This window comes from Streptomyces canus (assembly GCF_001514145.1).
In the GTDB taxonomy this organism is placed as follows: Bacteria; Actinomycetota; Actinomycetes; order Streptomycetales; family Streptomycetaceae; genus Streptomyces; species Streptomyces canus.
Window position 1 is genome coordinate 13,546 of record NZ_KQ948657.1, and the last position, 13,592, is coordinate 27,137.

The window sequence follows — 13,592 nt, forward strand, 5'->3', positions numbered from 1 at the left end:
GGCGCCACGATCGCTCGTCGCGCGCCACGAAAACCTCGCCCCCGCCTCCACCGTGACCGCGCGGGGGGTCTCGGAGGGCTGGCCGTACGACGGGACGGCGGCTCGGAGCGCCGTCCCGTCGTCCGTGCCGGCGCTACTTCGACGGCCTCGTGGGGACCGACGGTACCGGGCTCGGTACGGTGGTCGGCTCCGCCGGGACGGGGCTCGGGACGGTCGAGGGGTGCCGGCTCGGCACGACCGTCGGCACGGGGCTCGGCGCGGTCCCCGGCTCGGACGGCACAGCGGACGGCACCGGGCTCGGCTCGGACGGCCGCTCCGACGGCACCGTGGAAGGTACGGGCGACGGGACGGCCGAAGGCACCGTAGGAGCCTCGGACGCCGAGGCCGGCGCCGGCTTCGGCGTGGCGGCGCCGGTCGCGGCGCCTGCGACGGCGGCCCAGCCCGCCACGGCCACGGCGCTTCCCGCGAGGACCCCGATCAGCAGGCGGCGGGTGGGTCGGATGCCATGACGGTTCGTCAAAACTGCTCCTCTGTCGTCTGGTCGATTGCGTGAGAGGAGTACGGGGCACCGCCCGGGGCGGGTTGCACGCGGCCGCCGGAAACTTTTCTTCCGTGGGCGTGCAACCTCGCGGAGCCCGTCGCCGTACCTCTGAAGGACAGGTGTGATCGGTTCGGCGTAGGGGCGGCGGGTGCGGGAAGCAGTCCGGGAGCGGGAGTTCCGGGAGTTCGCCGAGGCCCGGCAGGGGCAGCTCAGACGCAGCGCGTATCTGCTGTGCGGGGACTGGCACCAGGCCCAGGACCTCACCCAGACGACGCTGATGAAGCTGTACGCCTCCTGGGGCCGCATCCGCCGCGACGGCAACGTCGAGGCCTACGCCCGTACGATCCTCACCCGCGTCTTCATCGACCAGTACCGCAAGCGGACTTGGCGGGAGGAGCCGACGGAGGAGGTGCCCGAGCCGGTGTCCGCCGAGCCGCCGGTCACGCCCGAACTGCGGCTGGTGATGCAGGCCGCGCTGATGGAACTGCCGCCCCGCTACCGGGCGGTGCTGGTACTGCGGTTCTGGGAGGACTGGAGCGTGGAGCAGACCGCCGAGGCGCTGCGCGTGACCCCGGGCACGGTCAAGAGCCAGAGCGCCCGCGGGCTGGTCCGGCTGCGCGGGCTCGTCGAGGGACTCGCGGGCGAGACGAGCGGGAGGTGAGGCGGCAGATGGACGACTCGGACGAGTACGGGGAGGGCGGCCGCGTGCGGGGCGCGTTCGAGGCCATCCTCGACGGCTCGCGGGAACCGGCCCTGCCCAGCGTCACCGACGCGGCCGTCGCCGGCGGCCGACGGATCCGACGCCGTCGTACGGCGGTCTCGGGCGCCGTGGGAGTGCTGGTGGCCGCCGTCCTCACGGCCGGGGCCGTGGCCGCCCTGCCCGGCGAGGACCCCGGCCGCTCCTCGGTGCCGCTGGCCCCGGTGAGCAGTCCCCCGCCCACCACCACGGACCCGGCGTCGCCGTCGGCCGTCCCGTCCGAGCCGTCGGCCGTTCCGACGCCATCGGGCGGCACGACCGGGGACGCGCCCGGGGACGCCCCCCTGACGTCGCCTCTCCCGTGAGGCCGTGAGGCCGTGACGCCGTCGGGCCTGGGCAGCCGTGTGACAAGATGCTTCGGTCATGCCCCACCAGAAAGGGACGATTCCCATGTCCAGGGTCGAGCTGACCACTAATTTCGGCCGTATCGCCCTCGAGCTCGCCGACGCCGAGGCCCCCAAGACCGTCGAGAACTTCCTGAAGTACGTCGGCAACGGGCACTACGACGGCACGATCTTCCACCGGGTGATCGACGGCTTCATGGTCCAGGGCGGTGGCTTCACCCCGGACATGGTGCAGAAGCCCACGCTCGCGCCGGTCCCGAACGAGGCCGACAACGGTCTGAAGAACACCGCGTACACCGTGGCGATGGCGCGCACCAGCGACCCGCACTCGGCGACCGCGCAGTTCTTCGTCAACGTCTCGGACAACGAGTTCCTCAACTTCACGGCCAAGAGCCCGAACGGCTGGGGTTACACCGTGTTCGGCAAGGTCGTCGAGGGCCAGGACGTCGTCGACCAGATCAAGGGCGTGCGCACCGGCAGCAGCCGCGGTCACGGTGACGTGCCCACGCAGCCGGTGATCATCGAGTCCGCGAAGGCCGTCGACTGACCTCGCCGGCAGACTGACGCGACCTGCGCGGCGCCGAAGGCGGTGCGCAGGTCACGCGGTCCGTTTGCGGGCGGTCGTCTTCTTGGCGGCCGTCTTCTTCGCGCCCGTCGCCTTCTTCGCCGACGCCGTCTTCTTCGTTCCCTGTGACGACTTCGCCGTCGTCTTCTTGGCGGCCGCCGTCTTCTTCGTGGCAGACGTGGACTTCTTGCCACCCGTCTGCTTCGGCGCCGCCCGCGCGGACTTGCGCTGCGGCAGCCGCGTGACCTCCCCCGGCTCCTCGCCCCGGGACTCCTTCGCGTCCCGGACACTCTTCTCCAGCGCGGCCATGAGGTCGAGGACCTTGCCGCCCTTGGCCCGCTCGGGTGCCTCCGGAGGTGCCTCGCCCGCGGCCTTCGCGGCGACGACCTCCTCCAGTGCCTCGCGGTACTCGTCGTGGAGTTCGTCGAGGTCGATCTCGCCGAGGGTGTCCATCAGGGCGTCGGCGAGGTCGAGTTCCTTGTCGCTGACGGTGACCTTGGTGTCGGGGGCGAGTCCCTCGGGCGCGCGGACCTCGTCCGGCCACAGCAGCCCGTGCAGCGCGATGGCGTCCTCCACCACCCGCAGCATCCCGAGCCGTTCCCGCCCCCGCAGCGCGAACTTGGCGATGGCCACCTTGTTGCTGCGCTTGAGGGCCTCTCTCAGCAGGGTGTACGGCTTGGCGGCGGGGGCACCGCCCGCCTGGAGGTAGTACGCGGCATCCATCTGGAGCGGGTCTATCCGGTCGCCCGGCACGAAGGCCACGATCTCGATCGTCTTCGTCGTCGGGAGCGGCAGATGGGCCAGGTCCTCGTCGGTGATCGGGATGATGGTGCCGTCGGCGTCCTCGTACCCCTTGCCGATCTCCGCCTGGCTGATCTCCCGGTCCTCCAGTTCGCAGACCTTGCGGTAGCGGACGCGGCCGCCGTCCTCGGTGTGGATCTGGCGGAAGGAGATCGAGTGGCTCTCGGTGGCGTTCACCAGCTTGATCGGAATGCTGACCAGGCCGAACGAGATGGCGCCGTTCCAAATGGATCTCACCGGCAGCACCCTTTCTGGCGCATTACGCAGTTTCATCTGATATGCGTGAGAATCTCATCGTATGACGCCGATCACCGAGGTGGAGGGCCGACGGCTCGCGCTCAGCAATCTGGAGAAGGTGCTGTATCCGGCCACCGGCTTCACCAAGGGCGAGGTGCTGCACTACTACGCCACGACGGCCGAGGTGCTGCTCCCCCATCTGCGTGACCGTCCCGTCTCCTTCCTGCGCTATCCGGACGGCCCCGAGGGTCAGGTCTTCTTCGCCAAGAACGTTCCGCCGGGTACGCCCGACTGGGTCACCACCGCCGAGGTGCCCCGCTCCGAGGGGCCGGCCCGGATGGTGCTCGTGCAGGACCTGGCGAGCCTGATGTGGGCCGCCAACCTGGTCACCGAGTTCCACACCCACCAGTGGCCGATCGGCACCCCCGACGAGGCCGACCGCCTGGTCCTCGACCTCGATCCGGGGCCGCCCGCGACGATCGTCGAGTGCTGCGAGGTGGCCCTCTGGCTCAGGGAGCGGCTGGCGGCGGACGGTATCGAGGCGTACCCGAAGACCGCCGGGTCGAAGGGGCTGCATCTGCTGGCGGCCGTCCGGGGGGCGTCGTCCGACCAGGTGTCGGAGTACGCCAAGCAGCTCGCCGTGGAGGCGGAGCGGGCGATGCCCCGGCTGGCCCTGCACCGGATGACCCGGAACCTGCGCCCCGGCAAGGTCTTCGTCGACTGGAGCCAGAACGCCGCCCGCAAGACCACCGCCACGCCCTACACCCTGCGGGCCCGGACCCGGCCCCTGGTGTCGGCACCCGTGACCTGGACGGAGGTCGAGGACTGCGGCGCACCGGCCCAGCTGTCCTTCGAGGCACCGGACATGGGCCCCCGCCTCCAGGACTACGGCGACCTGCTGGCCCCGCTCCTCGACAGCGAGCGGGCGGCGCCGCTGCCGTGAACACACCGCTGGGCGAGCGCGGGCAGATCGTGAGCGGCCGCATCCACGCGGCGCAACCGCGGCTCGGCACAGCCCCGCGTCCCAGGGTGAGGACAGGCGCCCCGGGCCAGACCTTCCCGGACTACAGCGACCTGTCGGCCCCCGCTCCTCGACAGCGAGCGGGCGGCATCGCTGCCGTGAACACACCGTCGGGCGAGCGCGGGCAGATCGTGAGCGGCCGCATCCACGCGGCGCAACCGCGGCTCGGCACAGCCCCGCGTCCCAGGGTGAGGACAGGCGCCCCGGGCCAGACCTTCCCGGACTACAGCGACCTGTCGGCCCCCGCTCCTCGACAGCGAGCAGGCGGCGCCGCTGCCGTGAACACACCGCTGGGCGAGCGCGGGCAGATCGTGAGCGGCCGCATCCACGCGGCGCAACCGCGGCTCGGCACAGCCCCGCGTCCCAGGGTAAGGACAGGCGCCCCGGGCCAGACCTTCCCGGACCACGGCGACCTGTCGGCCCCCGCTCCTCGACAGCGAGCAGGCGGCGCCGCTGCCGTGAACACACCGCTGGGCGAGCGCGGGCAGGTCGACGGCAGCCGCCCGGGTCAGACCTTCGTCCAGGTGTGCCGGTCCCGTGCCATGGCGTGCAGGGCCTCCACGTCCGCCGGCTTGAGCACCCCGCCGAGGCGGGCGAGGCCTTCGAGGTCGGTGTCCGCGAGGACGCGGACCCCGCGGGGCGGGAGGGTGACCGTCACGGCCGTGGGGCCGACGAGGGCGAGGACCGGGTGGACCTCGGCCGTCAGGGCGTAGGAGGCACGGTCGGCGTCGGCGCGGACGCGGCGCAGCAGCGGCTGTGGGTCGCGGCGGCCGAGGGCGACCATCGGGTCGGCGACCGTGACCCGCTGCCTGCGGGCGTGGAGCGCGTGCACGGCGAACAGTCCGGCGGGGCCGATCAGCAGATGGTGGACGCGGTCGCCGCCGGGCAGCGGGACGGAGTGCAGGGTGTGCCAGCCGACGCCGTCGAGGCAGTCCAGTGCCTCACCCACGGTCTGTTCCGCCTCCAGCGCGCGCCGACGGGGGTCGCGGCGGATCAGGTGCGGAGAGCGGGGGTCCCGGTCCAGGTCGATCTGGAGGGCCTCGCCGGGCCGGTTGGGCGCGAGGTCGTCGTCCGGGTGGAGGGTGAGCCGGGCCAGTTCGGCGGGCGTCGGCACCGGGGGCGGGCCCACGGCCACCGGGCCGGTCAGGAAGGGCCCGAGGACATCGAGCACATCCTCCCTGCGGGCCTCGCTCAGCAGATTGATCCGGGCCGCCTCACGGTCGTACCAGGCGATGTTCCTGCCGTTCGTGAGGCAGACGTACAGCCGCTCCTGACCATGGCGCCAGGTCGGTACGACGCGCAGTCCGCTCATGCACCATCACCCCATGGACCATGGGAACAGGCGGGGTGCTGCGCAGGCAAGAAGCCGGATACCTTTGGGGTGAGTTGCCGTGAGTTGCAGGGCTTGGCGCAGGGGCTTGGGGAGGCGCTGTTGCGGACCCGCAGGAAGCAACCCGATGTACCGGCTCCGGACAGAGCGTGGGACGAGATCGTGCCCGGGCTGTGGATGGGCGGGCACGAGTTCCAGGGCATGTCCGGGCAACGGGAGTTCGCCGTCGTACGGGACGAGTTCGAGGTCGTGCAGACGCTGCTGCGGCTGCCGGGCCACGGTCCCGATCCCGGCGTCGAGCACCATGTGTGGCCGATTCCGGACGGCCCGCTGGACGGGACCCAGCTCGCTGGCGTGATGCGCCTGGCGCAGGCCGCGAGCGAGGCACTGGACGACGGCCGCAAGGTCCTCGTCCGCTGTTACCACGGTTACAACCGCTCGGGCCTGGTCGTGGCGCACGCCCTGGTCCGCAGGGGACACACGGCCGACGAGGCGATCCGCCTGATCCGGAGGCGGCGCTCGCCGTGGGCGCTGCACAACGAACTGTTCGTCGAATACCTCCGGGCCGGCCTCCCGACGGCCCGGCTGCTGGAGGAGCTGACCGAGTAGTGCGGCCCGGAGGCGCCGGAACGCAAAGAAGACTTCCACACGAATAGGGTGGTCGGGGCGGACGCCCGCCCCGGCCCCGACTCCAGGAGCACAGTGCCACCCGCCCGCCGCGCACCCCGTACGACCCGCGCCGTCGCCGCCGTCGCCCTGCTGCTCGCGGCCGCGTCGGGCTGCGGTGACGCGGGCGACCTGGTGGGGGCGGGCTCGACGCCGACCGCGATCAGCCCCGACCGGCTGTGGCCGCAGCTGACGCCCGCCTCCAGCCCGGCGTTCGAGATCGGCGAGGTGGACTCGCAGGTCGTGGCGGGCGTCTCCGTGCCGGGCGACGACATCCGCGAGGTGGACCCGGTCGCGCTCGTGCGCACGGAGATCAAGAAGGACCCCAGCAGCTACGCCGCCGGAGGCTACGTCGAGACGGCCCGCCGGATGGCGGACTGCGGGAAGCAGGGGGTGGCCGGTAAGAGGTGTCCGGTCCTCCAGCCGTACTACCGCGACCTGACCGGTGACGGGCGCAAGGACCTGACGCTGGGCTTTCGGCAGCTGCCCGGCAATGTCACCGCCGTACGCGTCTACACCGTCGAGAAGCACCGACTCGTGCGGGTCATGCACTGGGAGGACGCGGTCAGCGGGGTCGAGCTGGCCGGGCGGTCCGTGATCATCCGTTCGCCGTCCGAGGTGGCCGGATACGAGTACCGGCTCCAGTGGACCTGGGACCCCCAGCAGAAGTCGATGCTCCTCACCCACGACGAGATGCTGCGCACCGGCAGCCGTTCCCTCGGGGATGCGCAGAGCCCGGCGCCCGGCCCGTCCGCGAGCTCGCGATGAGACTCGCGCTGCCCCGCTGGTCCGGCACGCTGGCCGTGAAGGCCGCCGTCTTCATCACCGTGATGTGCTGCGCCCTCGCCGCGCTGCTCGGAATCCTCGTGCATGTCTCGGTGACGAACCAGACCGTCGGCGAGGCCCGTGAGCTGGCGCTGAGCCGGCTGAAGGACGCGACCGAGGCGTACGAGGCCGGGGACACGCTGATGTGGGACGCCGGCGTGGATCCGCCGGACCTGCCGGGCTCGCTGCGGGCACTGGCGGTCGCCGGGGACCGCGGCACGATGGTCGGCGTGCACCGCGGGCGTCCCGTGATGTGGGCGGCGGGTCCGGTGGACGGGGACCGGGCGCTGGCCGTGGAGGTCGACTACTCGCAGGGCGCGCGGACGATCGCGGGGCTGGACCGGGCGATCCTGTGGTCGTCGGCGCTGGCGATCACGGCGACGCTGCTGGTGGGCGCGTTCGCGGTCACCAGGGTGACGACGCGGCTGCACACGACCGCTCGGGTGGCCCGGCGGATCAGCGCGGGCGACCTCGACGCGCGGGTCGGCGATCCCCGTACGAAGGATCCGTCGCGGCCGCAGGACGAGGTGGCCGCGGTGGCCGCCGCGCTGGACTCCATGGCGGTGTCCCTGCAGGGGAAGCTGCTGAGTGAGCAGCGGTTCACGGCGGATGTCGCGCATGAGCTGCGAACGCCTCTGACCGGGCTGCACGCGGCCGCCGAGCTGTTGCCGCCGGGGCGGCCCACGGAACTCGTGCGGGATCGGGTCGGGGCACTGCGGACCCTGACGGAGGATCTGCTGGAGATCTCCCGGCTGGACACCGGGCGGGAGACGGTGGAGCTGGATACCGAGCCCTTGGGGGCGTTGGCCGAGCGGGTGGTCCGTGCGTCCGGTACCGATACCGAGGTCGTCGTCGTGCGGGACCTTGCCGTGGAGACGGATCGGCGGCGGCTGGAGCGGGTGTTGGGCAATCTGGTGGCCAACGCGCATCGGCACGGCAGGGGACCGGTGTCCCTGACGGTGGACGGGCCGGTGGTGACCGTCAGGGACCACGGGGGCGGGTTTCCGTCGTATCTCATCGAGCACGGGCCTCAGCGGTTCCGTACCGAGGGCGGGGCGAAGGGGCACGGCCTGGGGTTGACCATCGCGGTGGGGCAGGCGGAGGTCCTGGGAGCGCGGCTGTCGTTCTCCAACGCGGTGAACGGCGGGGCGGTCGCGACGTTGTTCCTGCGGTAGACGGTCCTGGGTCGGTTCTCCTATGGCTCAGTGTGAAAGGCGACCCGTGTACGGGGCTCCTAACGTGGCGAATAGTCAGGTTTGCACCCCCATCACGGAGGTCCCCCATGTCCCTGCGCTCCCGTCTCTCCATAGCCGTGGCCGCCGGTACCCTCGCCGTCACCGCCCTCGCCACGCCCGCCGTCGCCGGTGACGACCCGGACGACCCGCGCGACGACTGGGGGCAAAACCAGACCCAGGACCAGCCCCAGGACCAGCCGCAAGGCCAAGGCCAGGGCCAGAATCAGGGCCAGAATCAGGGCCAGGGCCAGAATCAGGGCCAGGGCCAGAACCAGGGCCAGGGCCAGGGCCAGGGCCACAACCCCCGCCTGTCCAGAGGCATCGTGACGGCCAGTTCGCTGGCGCTGCGCAGTGCGCCGAACCGGGGTGGCCAGATCATCCGGTGGGCCGACCGGGGCGAGGTCGTCTCGATCTTCTGCAAGACCAACGGCCAGAGCGTCCAGGGCAACCGCCAGTGGTACCTCCTCACGGACGGCACCTGGGCCTGGGGCCCTGCCCGTTACATCCGGACCATCGGAACGGCGCCACGCTGGTGCTGACTTCCCCGCACGCCAGGAGACATCACGTCCGATTTGGGTAAGTTCCGGACATGACCAAGGCCGGAACCACCGTGGCCCCCGCGGAGACCTCCGCTCCCTCGGTACGCCTGCCCCGGCGCCGTGGCATCGAACTGGCCCTCATCGTCCTCGCCGTCCTGCTGTCGGTGTACGGCTACTGCGCTGTCGGCCTCGCCAAGAACGGCTCCGTCCCGCCCGGCGCCGCCGGTTACGGCGCCGGGCTCGGCGTGCTCGCGCTCATCGCCCACGGAGCGGTGCGCCTGAGGGCTCCGTACGCCGATCCGCTCCTGCTGCCGATCGGCGTACTGCTCAACGGCCTGGGCCTCGTCCTGATCTACCGGCTCGACCTGGAGACACCCGGGGACCGCGCGGCCCCCACCCAGCTCGTGTGGTCCACGGTCGGGGTGACCCTGTTCATCGTGGTCGTGCTGATGCTGCGCGACCACCGAGTGCTCCAGCGGTACGCCTACGTCTGTGTCGCCGCCGCACTGGTCCTGCTGACCCTCCCGATCCTCTTCCCCTCCGTGAACGGCGCCCGCATCTGGATCCGGATCGCCGGGTTCTCCATCCAGCCCGGCGAGTTCGCCAAGGTGCTGCTGGCGGTGTTCTTCGCCGCGTATCTCGCGACCAACCGGAACGCGCTGGCGTTCTCGGGGCGGCGGCTGTGGGGGCTTCAGCTGCCCACCGGGCGGGTGCTGGGCCCGCTGCTCACCATCTGGCTGATCAGCGTCGGGGTCCTGGTCCTGGAGCGGGACCTCGGCACCTCGCTGCTGTTCTTCGGACTGTTCGTCGTTCTGCTGTACGTCGCCACCGGACTCACCGGCTGGATCGCGCTGGGGCTGTTGCTGGCCGCCGTCGGCGCCTTCGCGGTGGGCTGGCTGGAGCCGCACGTGCACATCAGGGTGCAGGACTGGCTGGACCCCTTCGCGTCGATCGAGGCGGGTCTGGGGCCGAACCAGCTCGCGCAGTCCCTGTTCGCCTTCGCGGCGGGCGGGGTCCTCGGCACCGGGCTCGGGCTCGGGCACTCCATCCTGATCGGCTTCGCCGCGAAGTCGGACTTCATCCTGGCGACCGCCGGCGAGGAGCTGGGCCTGGCGGGCCTCGCCGCGATCTTCCTGCTGTACGCCCTGCTGGTGGAGCGCGGCTACCGGGCGGGCCTCGCCCTGCGCGACCCGTTCGGGCGGCTGCTGGCGATCGGACTCGCCTCGATCGTGGCGCTCCAGGTGTTCGTGATCGCGGGCGGGGTCGGCGGACTGATCCCGCTCACCGGCATGGCGATGCCGTTCCTCGCGCAGGGCGGCTCGTCGGTCGTCACCAACTGGGCGATCGTCGCTCTGCTGATCCGGGTGAGCGACTCGGCCCGCGACCAGTACGACGGAAAGGAGACCCCGTGACGACGCGAGGCCCCGGCATGGCCCGTTACATCCGGCACGCCGCCTGCTTCTGCACCCTGCTGCTGCTGGCGCTCCTCGTCAACGCCGCCCGCGTCCAGGTCGTCCAGGCCCGCGCCCACGGCGAGAACCCCGCCAACCGCCGCGAGACCATCGCCCGTTACGGCCGGGAGCGCGGCGACATCCTGGTCGGCGGCCGGCCGGTCACCGGATCCCGGGACACCGGGGAGCAGCTGCGCTACGAACGGACGTACACGGACGGGCCGTTGTACGCGCCGGTGACCGGCTTCGCCTCGCAGGAGTACGGCACGTCCTTCCTGGAGCACACCGAGGACTCGGTCCTCTCCGGCTCGGACCCGCTGCTGACGCCGTTCCCACTGTGGAACGACTTCACGCGCAGCCGCAATCCGGGCGGGAACGTCGTCACCACGCTCAACAGGGCCGCGCAGAAGGCGGCCTTCCGCGGACTCGGCGGGCGCAAGGGCGCGGTGGCGGCGGTGGAGCCGGCGACGGGCCGCGTGCTCGCGCTGGCGTCCTCCCCTTCGTACGACCCCGCGGCGCTGTCCGGGAACGACCCGCGGGTGGGCCGGGCCTGGGCCCGGCTCAACGGGGACGTGGACAAGCCCATGCTCAACCGGGCGGTACGGCAGACCTATCCGCCGGGTTCCACGTTCAAGGTGGTCACCGCGGCGGCCGCGCTGGACGCGGGTGTCATCAAGGACGTGGACGCGCCGACCGACTCGCCGGAGCCGTACACCCTGCCCGGCACCACCACCTCCCTCACCAACGAGTCCGAGGGCTGCGAGGACCTGTCCCTGCGGGAGGCCTTCCGGTGGTCGTGCAACACGGTGTTCGCGAAGCTCGGGGTGAAGGTGGGGGTGCGTCATATGACGGCCACCGCACGCGCCTTCGGCTTCAACGACCACTCGCTGCGGATCCCCTTCTCGGTGGCCCGCAGCACCTTCGACCCGACCGTCGACAAGGCTCAGCTGGCCCTGTCGTCGATCGGCCAGTACAACACCCGCGCGACCCCGCTCCAGATGGCGACGGTCTCGGCGGCGGTCGCCAACGGCGGGCAGATCCGCACGCCCTATCTGGTGGAGCGGACCACGACGGACGACGGTGACACGGTGGCGACGGCGGGCTCGCGCCCGGTACGGCAGGCGATGTACCCGGCGACGGCCGCACGGCTGAAGGAGCTCATGGCCCAGGTGGTCACGGAGGGCACCGGCACCAACGCCGCCATCCCCGGCGCCGTCGTCGGCGGCAAGACCGGCACCGCCCAGCACGGCATCGGCAACGCCGGGACGCCGTACGCCTGGTTCGTGTCGTGGGCGCAGGGCGAGCGGGACATGGAGCCGAAGGTCGCGGTGGCCGTGGTGGTGGAGGACGCGTCGGCCGTCCGGGGGGACATCACCGGGGGCGGGGTGGCGGCGCCGATCGCACGGGCGGTGATGGAGGCGGTGCTCAACTCCAGGTATTGAGACGGGGGTTGAGTCCCGCCGGGCTACCGACCTAACGTTCGGTACATGACTGAAGCCAACGCGTACCAACTCGCCCAGGTGAACATCGGCCGCCTCAAAGCCCCGCTGGACTCCCCGCAGTTGAAGGCCTTCGTCGACAACCTCGATCCCGTGAACGCCGACGCCGACAACGCCGACGGTTTCGTCTGGCGACTGGAGGACGAGTCCGGCGACGCGACGGACATCGCCGTCTTCGGCGACGAGTGGCTGATCATCAACATGTCGGTGTGGCGGGACACCAACGCGCTGACGGCGTACATGTACCAGGGCCGGCACCGCGAGATGCTCGCCCGCCGCAGGGAGTTCTTCGAGCGGGTCCAGGAGGCGATGGTGGCCCTGTGGTGGGTCCCGGCCGGCCATCGCCCCACGGTCGCCGAGGCGGAGTCCCGCCTGCTGCACCTGCGCACGAACGGACCCACGCCGTACGCGTTCACGCTGCGGACGCCGTTCCCGGCACAGGGGGCGGAGCCGGTCACGGCTCTGGAGATCCCGGACGATCTGGGCTGCCCGGCCTAGATCACGCCCCGTACGCTTCCCTCGGCATCGGTTCTTCTGGGGTGGGGGACGTGTGTACGAGGACAGGGCACCGGAGTCGGTGTGGCTACCCAAGCGGCGGTGGCGGAAGCTGAAGCCGGTGTGGGAGGCCCAGCACACCGGTCGGGCCGAGAGCGAGGCGCTGGGGAGCCTGCTCCATGAGGGGCTCGTCGTCAGGGCCGCCTTCGACCGGTTGCGGGCCTTCGAGGTCGGTACCGGCAGGGAGCGCTGGACCTGGCACGTGCCCGGCCGTGACGTGCTGGCGGCCATGTCCGACGAGGTGGTCGACGGCGTCGGTCTGCTGGCGCACTGGCCGGACGTCCACAACGGGCAGAAGCAGGCCGGTGTCACCGCCCTCGACCTGACGTCCGGCGAGGCGCTGTGGACGGTCCCGCGGGCCCTCGACGAGCTGTGGCACCACGACTCCCGGCTCAGACCCGGCACCGTCGCCCTGTCCGGGACCCGGGCCATGGTCGCCACCGGAACGGCGGTCGCCGCCCTGGACGTCCGTACCGGCCGCCAGGCGTGGGTCATGCAGCACGGCCGTGACCAGGACGTGCGGATCGGGGCCGCGGGAGAGCGGCTCGTCGTGGTCACGCGACACGAGGGGACCGCCACCGTCAGGGCGGTCTCCGTCGCCGACGGCCGGGTGCGCTGGAAGAGGTCGCCGGCCGTCGACGGCCCCGTCGCCCACGTGCGTCTGGTCTGCGCCGACCCGCTGCTGCTCGCCGTGGAGGGCGAGGGCCGGCGCGGTGCGAACTGCCTGCTGAGGCTGGACGCGGACGGGAACACCGTCGCCGAGTTCGGGTCGGCCGACGACGGCGCCGAGATCGTGCCGCACGCGCCCTGGCGGCTCGACCACGGGCAGCGCTGGACGGGCTGGGCCGGGGACACGCTGGTGACCTTCGTCGACTCGCCCCCCTACGAGCACCTGAGCCGCCTCGCCGGTTTCTCGCTGTCGACCGGACGGCACCTGTGGACATGGGAGAGCGGCTGGGGCATCGGCGCGCTGGCCTTCCACCGGGGCCATGTCGTCACCCTGCGGCACTACGAGCACGAGGTCGAGGATCACGTCGAGTGGCGGTGCAAGGTGCGGGTCCTCGACCCCGCCGACGGCCGTGAAGTGGCGCGGCGCAGGCTGCGGGTGACGCAGGACGAGCCGTACGCGATGCACCTGCAGGGCGAGCGGCTGCTCTGGGTGAGCAAGCGGAGCGCGCCGCTCGCCCCGCCGGTCAAGGCCTACGACTGGCGCTGACCGGCGGGCC

The 13,592-nt window shown here is 72.0% G+C and carries 15 protein-coding genes; 13 read left to right on the forward strand and 2 right to left on the reverse strand.

Translation table 11 applies throughout. The features are described 5' to 3' along the window. The first annotated feature begins 149 nt into the window (after positions 1-149). The 4 genes from AQJ46_RS04875 (at position 150) to AQJ46_RS04890 (ending at position 2,189) form a co-directional block, all read left to right on the forward strand. Positions 150-509 carry a hypothetical protein gene (locus AQJ46_RS04875; RefSeq protein WP_059204447.1) on the forward strand — a complete coding sequence of 120 codons (360 nt, stop codon included), beginning with the start codon at positions 150-152 and terminating at the stop codon, positions 507-509. Positions 510-689: 180 nt separating this feature from the next. Beyond that, positions 690-1,202: a SigE family RNA polymerase sigma factor gene (locus tag AQJ46_RS04880; protein ID WP_059204448.1), complete on the forward strand. Its 513-nt coding sequence runs from the start codon at positions 690-692 to the stop codon at positions 1,200-1,202. An 8-nt stretch (positions 1,203-1,210) separates the two neighbouring features. Beyond that, complete coding sequence (locus AQJ46_RS04885) at positions 1,211-1,603, forward strand: hypothetical protein (protein WP_059204449.1); 393 nt, start codon at positions 1,211-1,213, stop codon at positions 1,601-1,603. Positions 1,604-1,688: 85 nt separating this feature from the next. After that, complete coding sequence (locus AQJ46_RS04890) at positions 1,689-2,189, forward strand: peptidylprolyl isomerase (RefSeq protein ID WP_059204450.1); 501 nt, start codon at positions 1,689-1,691, stop codon at positions 2,187-2,189. Positions 2,190-2,240: 51 nt separating this feature from the next. On the opposite strand, the gene ku is transcribed toward AQJ46_RS04890, so the two are convergent. Beyond that, positions 2,241-3,245, reverse strand: a complete 1,005-nt coding sequence (ku, locus tag AQJ46_RS04895; protein ID WP_455770087.1) for a non-homologous end joining protein Ku — start codon at positions 3,243-3,245, stop codon at positions 2,241-2,243. A 61-nt stretch (positions 3,246-3,306) separates the two neighbouring features. Here ku and ligD point away from each other — a divergent pair, with 61 nt between their 5' ends. After that, the gene (ligD, locus tag AQJ46_RS04900; protein WP_059204452.1) at positions 3,307-4,188 is read left to right on the forward strand and encodes a non-homologous end-joining DNA ligase; all 882 of its coding nucleotides are present in this window, start codon (positions 3,307-3,309) and stop codon (positions 4,186-4,188) included. Positions 4,189-4,774: 586 nt separating this feature from the next. On the opposite strand, the gene AQJ46_RS04905 is transcribed toward ligD, so the two are convergent. Beyond that, entirely contained in the window at positions 4,775-5,578 is an 804-nt protein-coding gene (locus tag AQJ46_RS04905) for a nuclease-related domain-containing protein (RefSeq protein ID WP_059204453.1), read from the reverse strand. Positions 5,579-5,698: 120 nt separating this feature from the next. Here AQJ46_RS04905 and AQJ46_RS04910 point away from each other — a divergent pair, with 120 nt between their 5' ends. The 8 genes from AQJ46_RS04910 to AQJ46_RS04945 all read left to right on the forward strand — a co-directional run bounded on the left by AQJ46_RS04910 (position 5,699) and on the right by AQJ46_RS04945 (position 13,582). Further along, on the forward strand, positions 5,699-6,205 hold the full coding sequence (locus AQJ46_RS04910; RefSeq protein ID WP_059204454.1) for a protein-tyrosine phosphatase family protein: 507 nt from the start codon (positions 5,699-5,701) through the stop codon (positions 6,203-6,205). A gap of 93 nt (positions 6,206-6,298) precedes the next feature. Continuing rightward, the gene (locus tag AQJ46_RS04915) at positions 6,299-7,030 is read left to right on the forward strand and encodes a hypothetical protein (protein ID WP_059204455.1); all 732 of its coding nucleotides are present in this window, start codon (positions 6,299-6,301) and stop codon (positions 7,028-7,030) included. Next, on the forward strand, positions 7,027-8,262 hold the full coding sequence (locus tag AQJ46_RS04920) for a sensor histidine kinase (RefSeq protein ID WP_059204456.1): 1,236 nt from the start codon (positions 7,027-7,029) through the stop codon (positions 8,260-8,262). The genes AQJ46_RS04915 and AQJ46_RS04920 overlap by 4 nt, the downstream gene beginning before the upstream one ends. Positions 8,263-8,369: 107 nt before the next feature. After that, the gene (locus AQJ46_RS04925; RefSeq protein ID WP_059204457.1) at positions 8,370-8,861 is read left to right on the forward strand and encodes an SH3 domain-containing protein; all 492 of its coding nucleotides are present in this window, start codon (positions 8,370-8,372) and stop codon (positions 8,859-8,861) included. A gap of 50 nt (positions 8,862-8,911) precedes the next feature. Further along, entirely contained in the window at positions 8,912-10,273 is a 1,362-nt protein-coding gene (locus AQJ46_RS04930) for an FtsW/RodA/SpoVE family cell cycle protein (RefSeq protein ID WP_059204458.1), read from the forward strand. Positions 10,274-10,290: 17 nt separating this feature from the next. Continuing rightward, positions 10,291-11,754 carry a penicillin-binding transpeptidase domain-containing protein gene (locus tag AQJ46_RS04935; RefSeq protein WP_059204459.1) on the forward strand — a complete coding sequence of 488 codons (1,464 nt, stop codon included), beginning with the start codon at positions 10,291-10,293 and terminating at the stop codon, positions 11,752-11,754. A gap of 45 nt (positions 11,755-11,799) precedes the next feature. Next, entirely contained in the window at positions 11,800-12,309 is a 510-nt protein-coding gene (locus AQJ46_RS04940) for a DUF3291 domain-containing protein (RefSeq protein ID WP_059204460.1), read from the forward strand. Between the two features lie 52 nt (positions 12,310-12,361). Continuing rightward, positions 12,362-13,582: an outer membrane protein assembly factor BamB family protein gene (locus tag AQJ46_RS04945; RefSeq protein WP_059204461.1), complete on the forward strand. Its 1,221-nt coding sequence runs from the start codon at positions 12,362-12,364 to the stop codon at positions 13,580-13,582. The last annotated feature ends 10 nt before the right edge of the window (positions 13,583-13,592 follow it).

Excerpts from the sequence above, each read along its gene's own strand:
- ligD (WP_059204452.1), top strand. The coding sequence starts at position 3,307 with ATGACGCCGATCACCGAGGTGGAGGGCCGACGGCTCGCGCTCAGCAAT.
- AQJ46_RS04925 (WP_059204457.1), top strand. The coding sequence starts at position 8,370 with ATGTCCCTGCGCTCCCGTCTCTCCATAGCCGTGGCCGCCGGTACCCTC.
- AQJ46_RS04930 (WP_059204458.1), top strand. The coding sequence starts at position 8,912 with ATGACCAAGGCCGGAACCACCGTGGCCCCCGCGGAGACCTCCGCTCCC.
- AQJ46_RS04885 (WP_059204449.1), top strand. The coding sequence starts at position 1,211 with ATGGACGACTCGGACGAGTACGGGGAGGGCGGCCGCGTGCGGGGCGCG.
- AQJ46_RS04905 (WP_059204453.1), bottom strand. The coding sequence starts at position 5,578 with ATGAGCGGACTGCGCGTCGTACCGACCTGGCGCCATGGTCAGGAGCGG.
- AQJ46_RS04920 (WP_059204456.1), top strand. The coding sequence starts at position 7,027 with ATGAGACTCGCGCTGCCCCGCTGGTCCGGCACGCTGGCCGTGAAGGCC.
- AQJ46_RS04890 (WP_059204450.1), top strand. The coding sequence starts at position 1,689 with ATGTCCAGGGTCGAGCTGACCACTAATTTCGGCCGTATCGCCCTCGAG.
- AQJ46_RS04940 (WP_059204460.1), top strand. The coding sequence starts at position 11,800 with ATGACTGAAGCCAACGCGTACCAACTCGCCCAGGTGAACATCGGCCGC.
- AQJ46_RS04935 (WP_059204459.1), top strand. The coding sequence starts at position 10,291 with ATGGCCCGTTACATCCGGCACGCCGCCTGCTTCTGCACCCTGCTGCTG.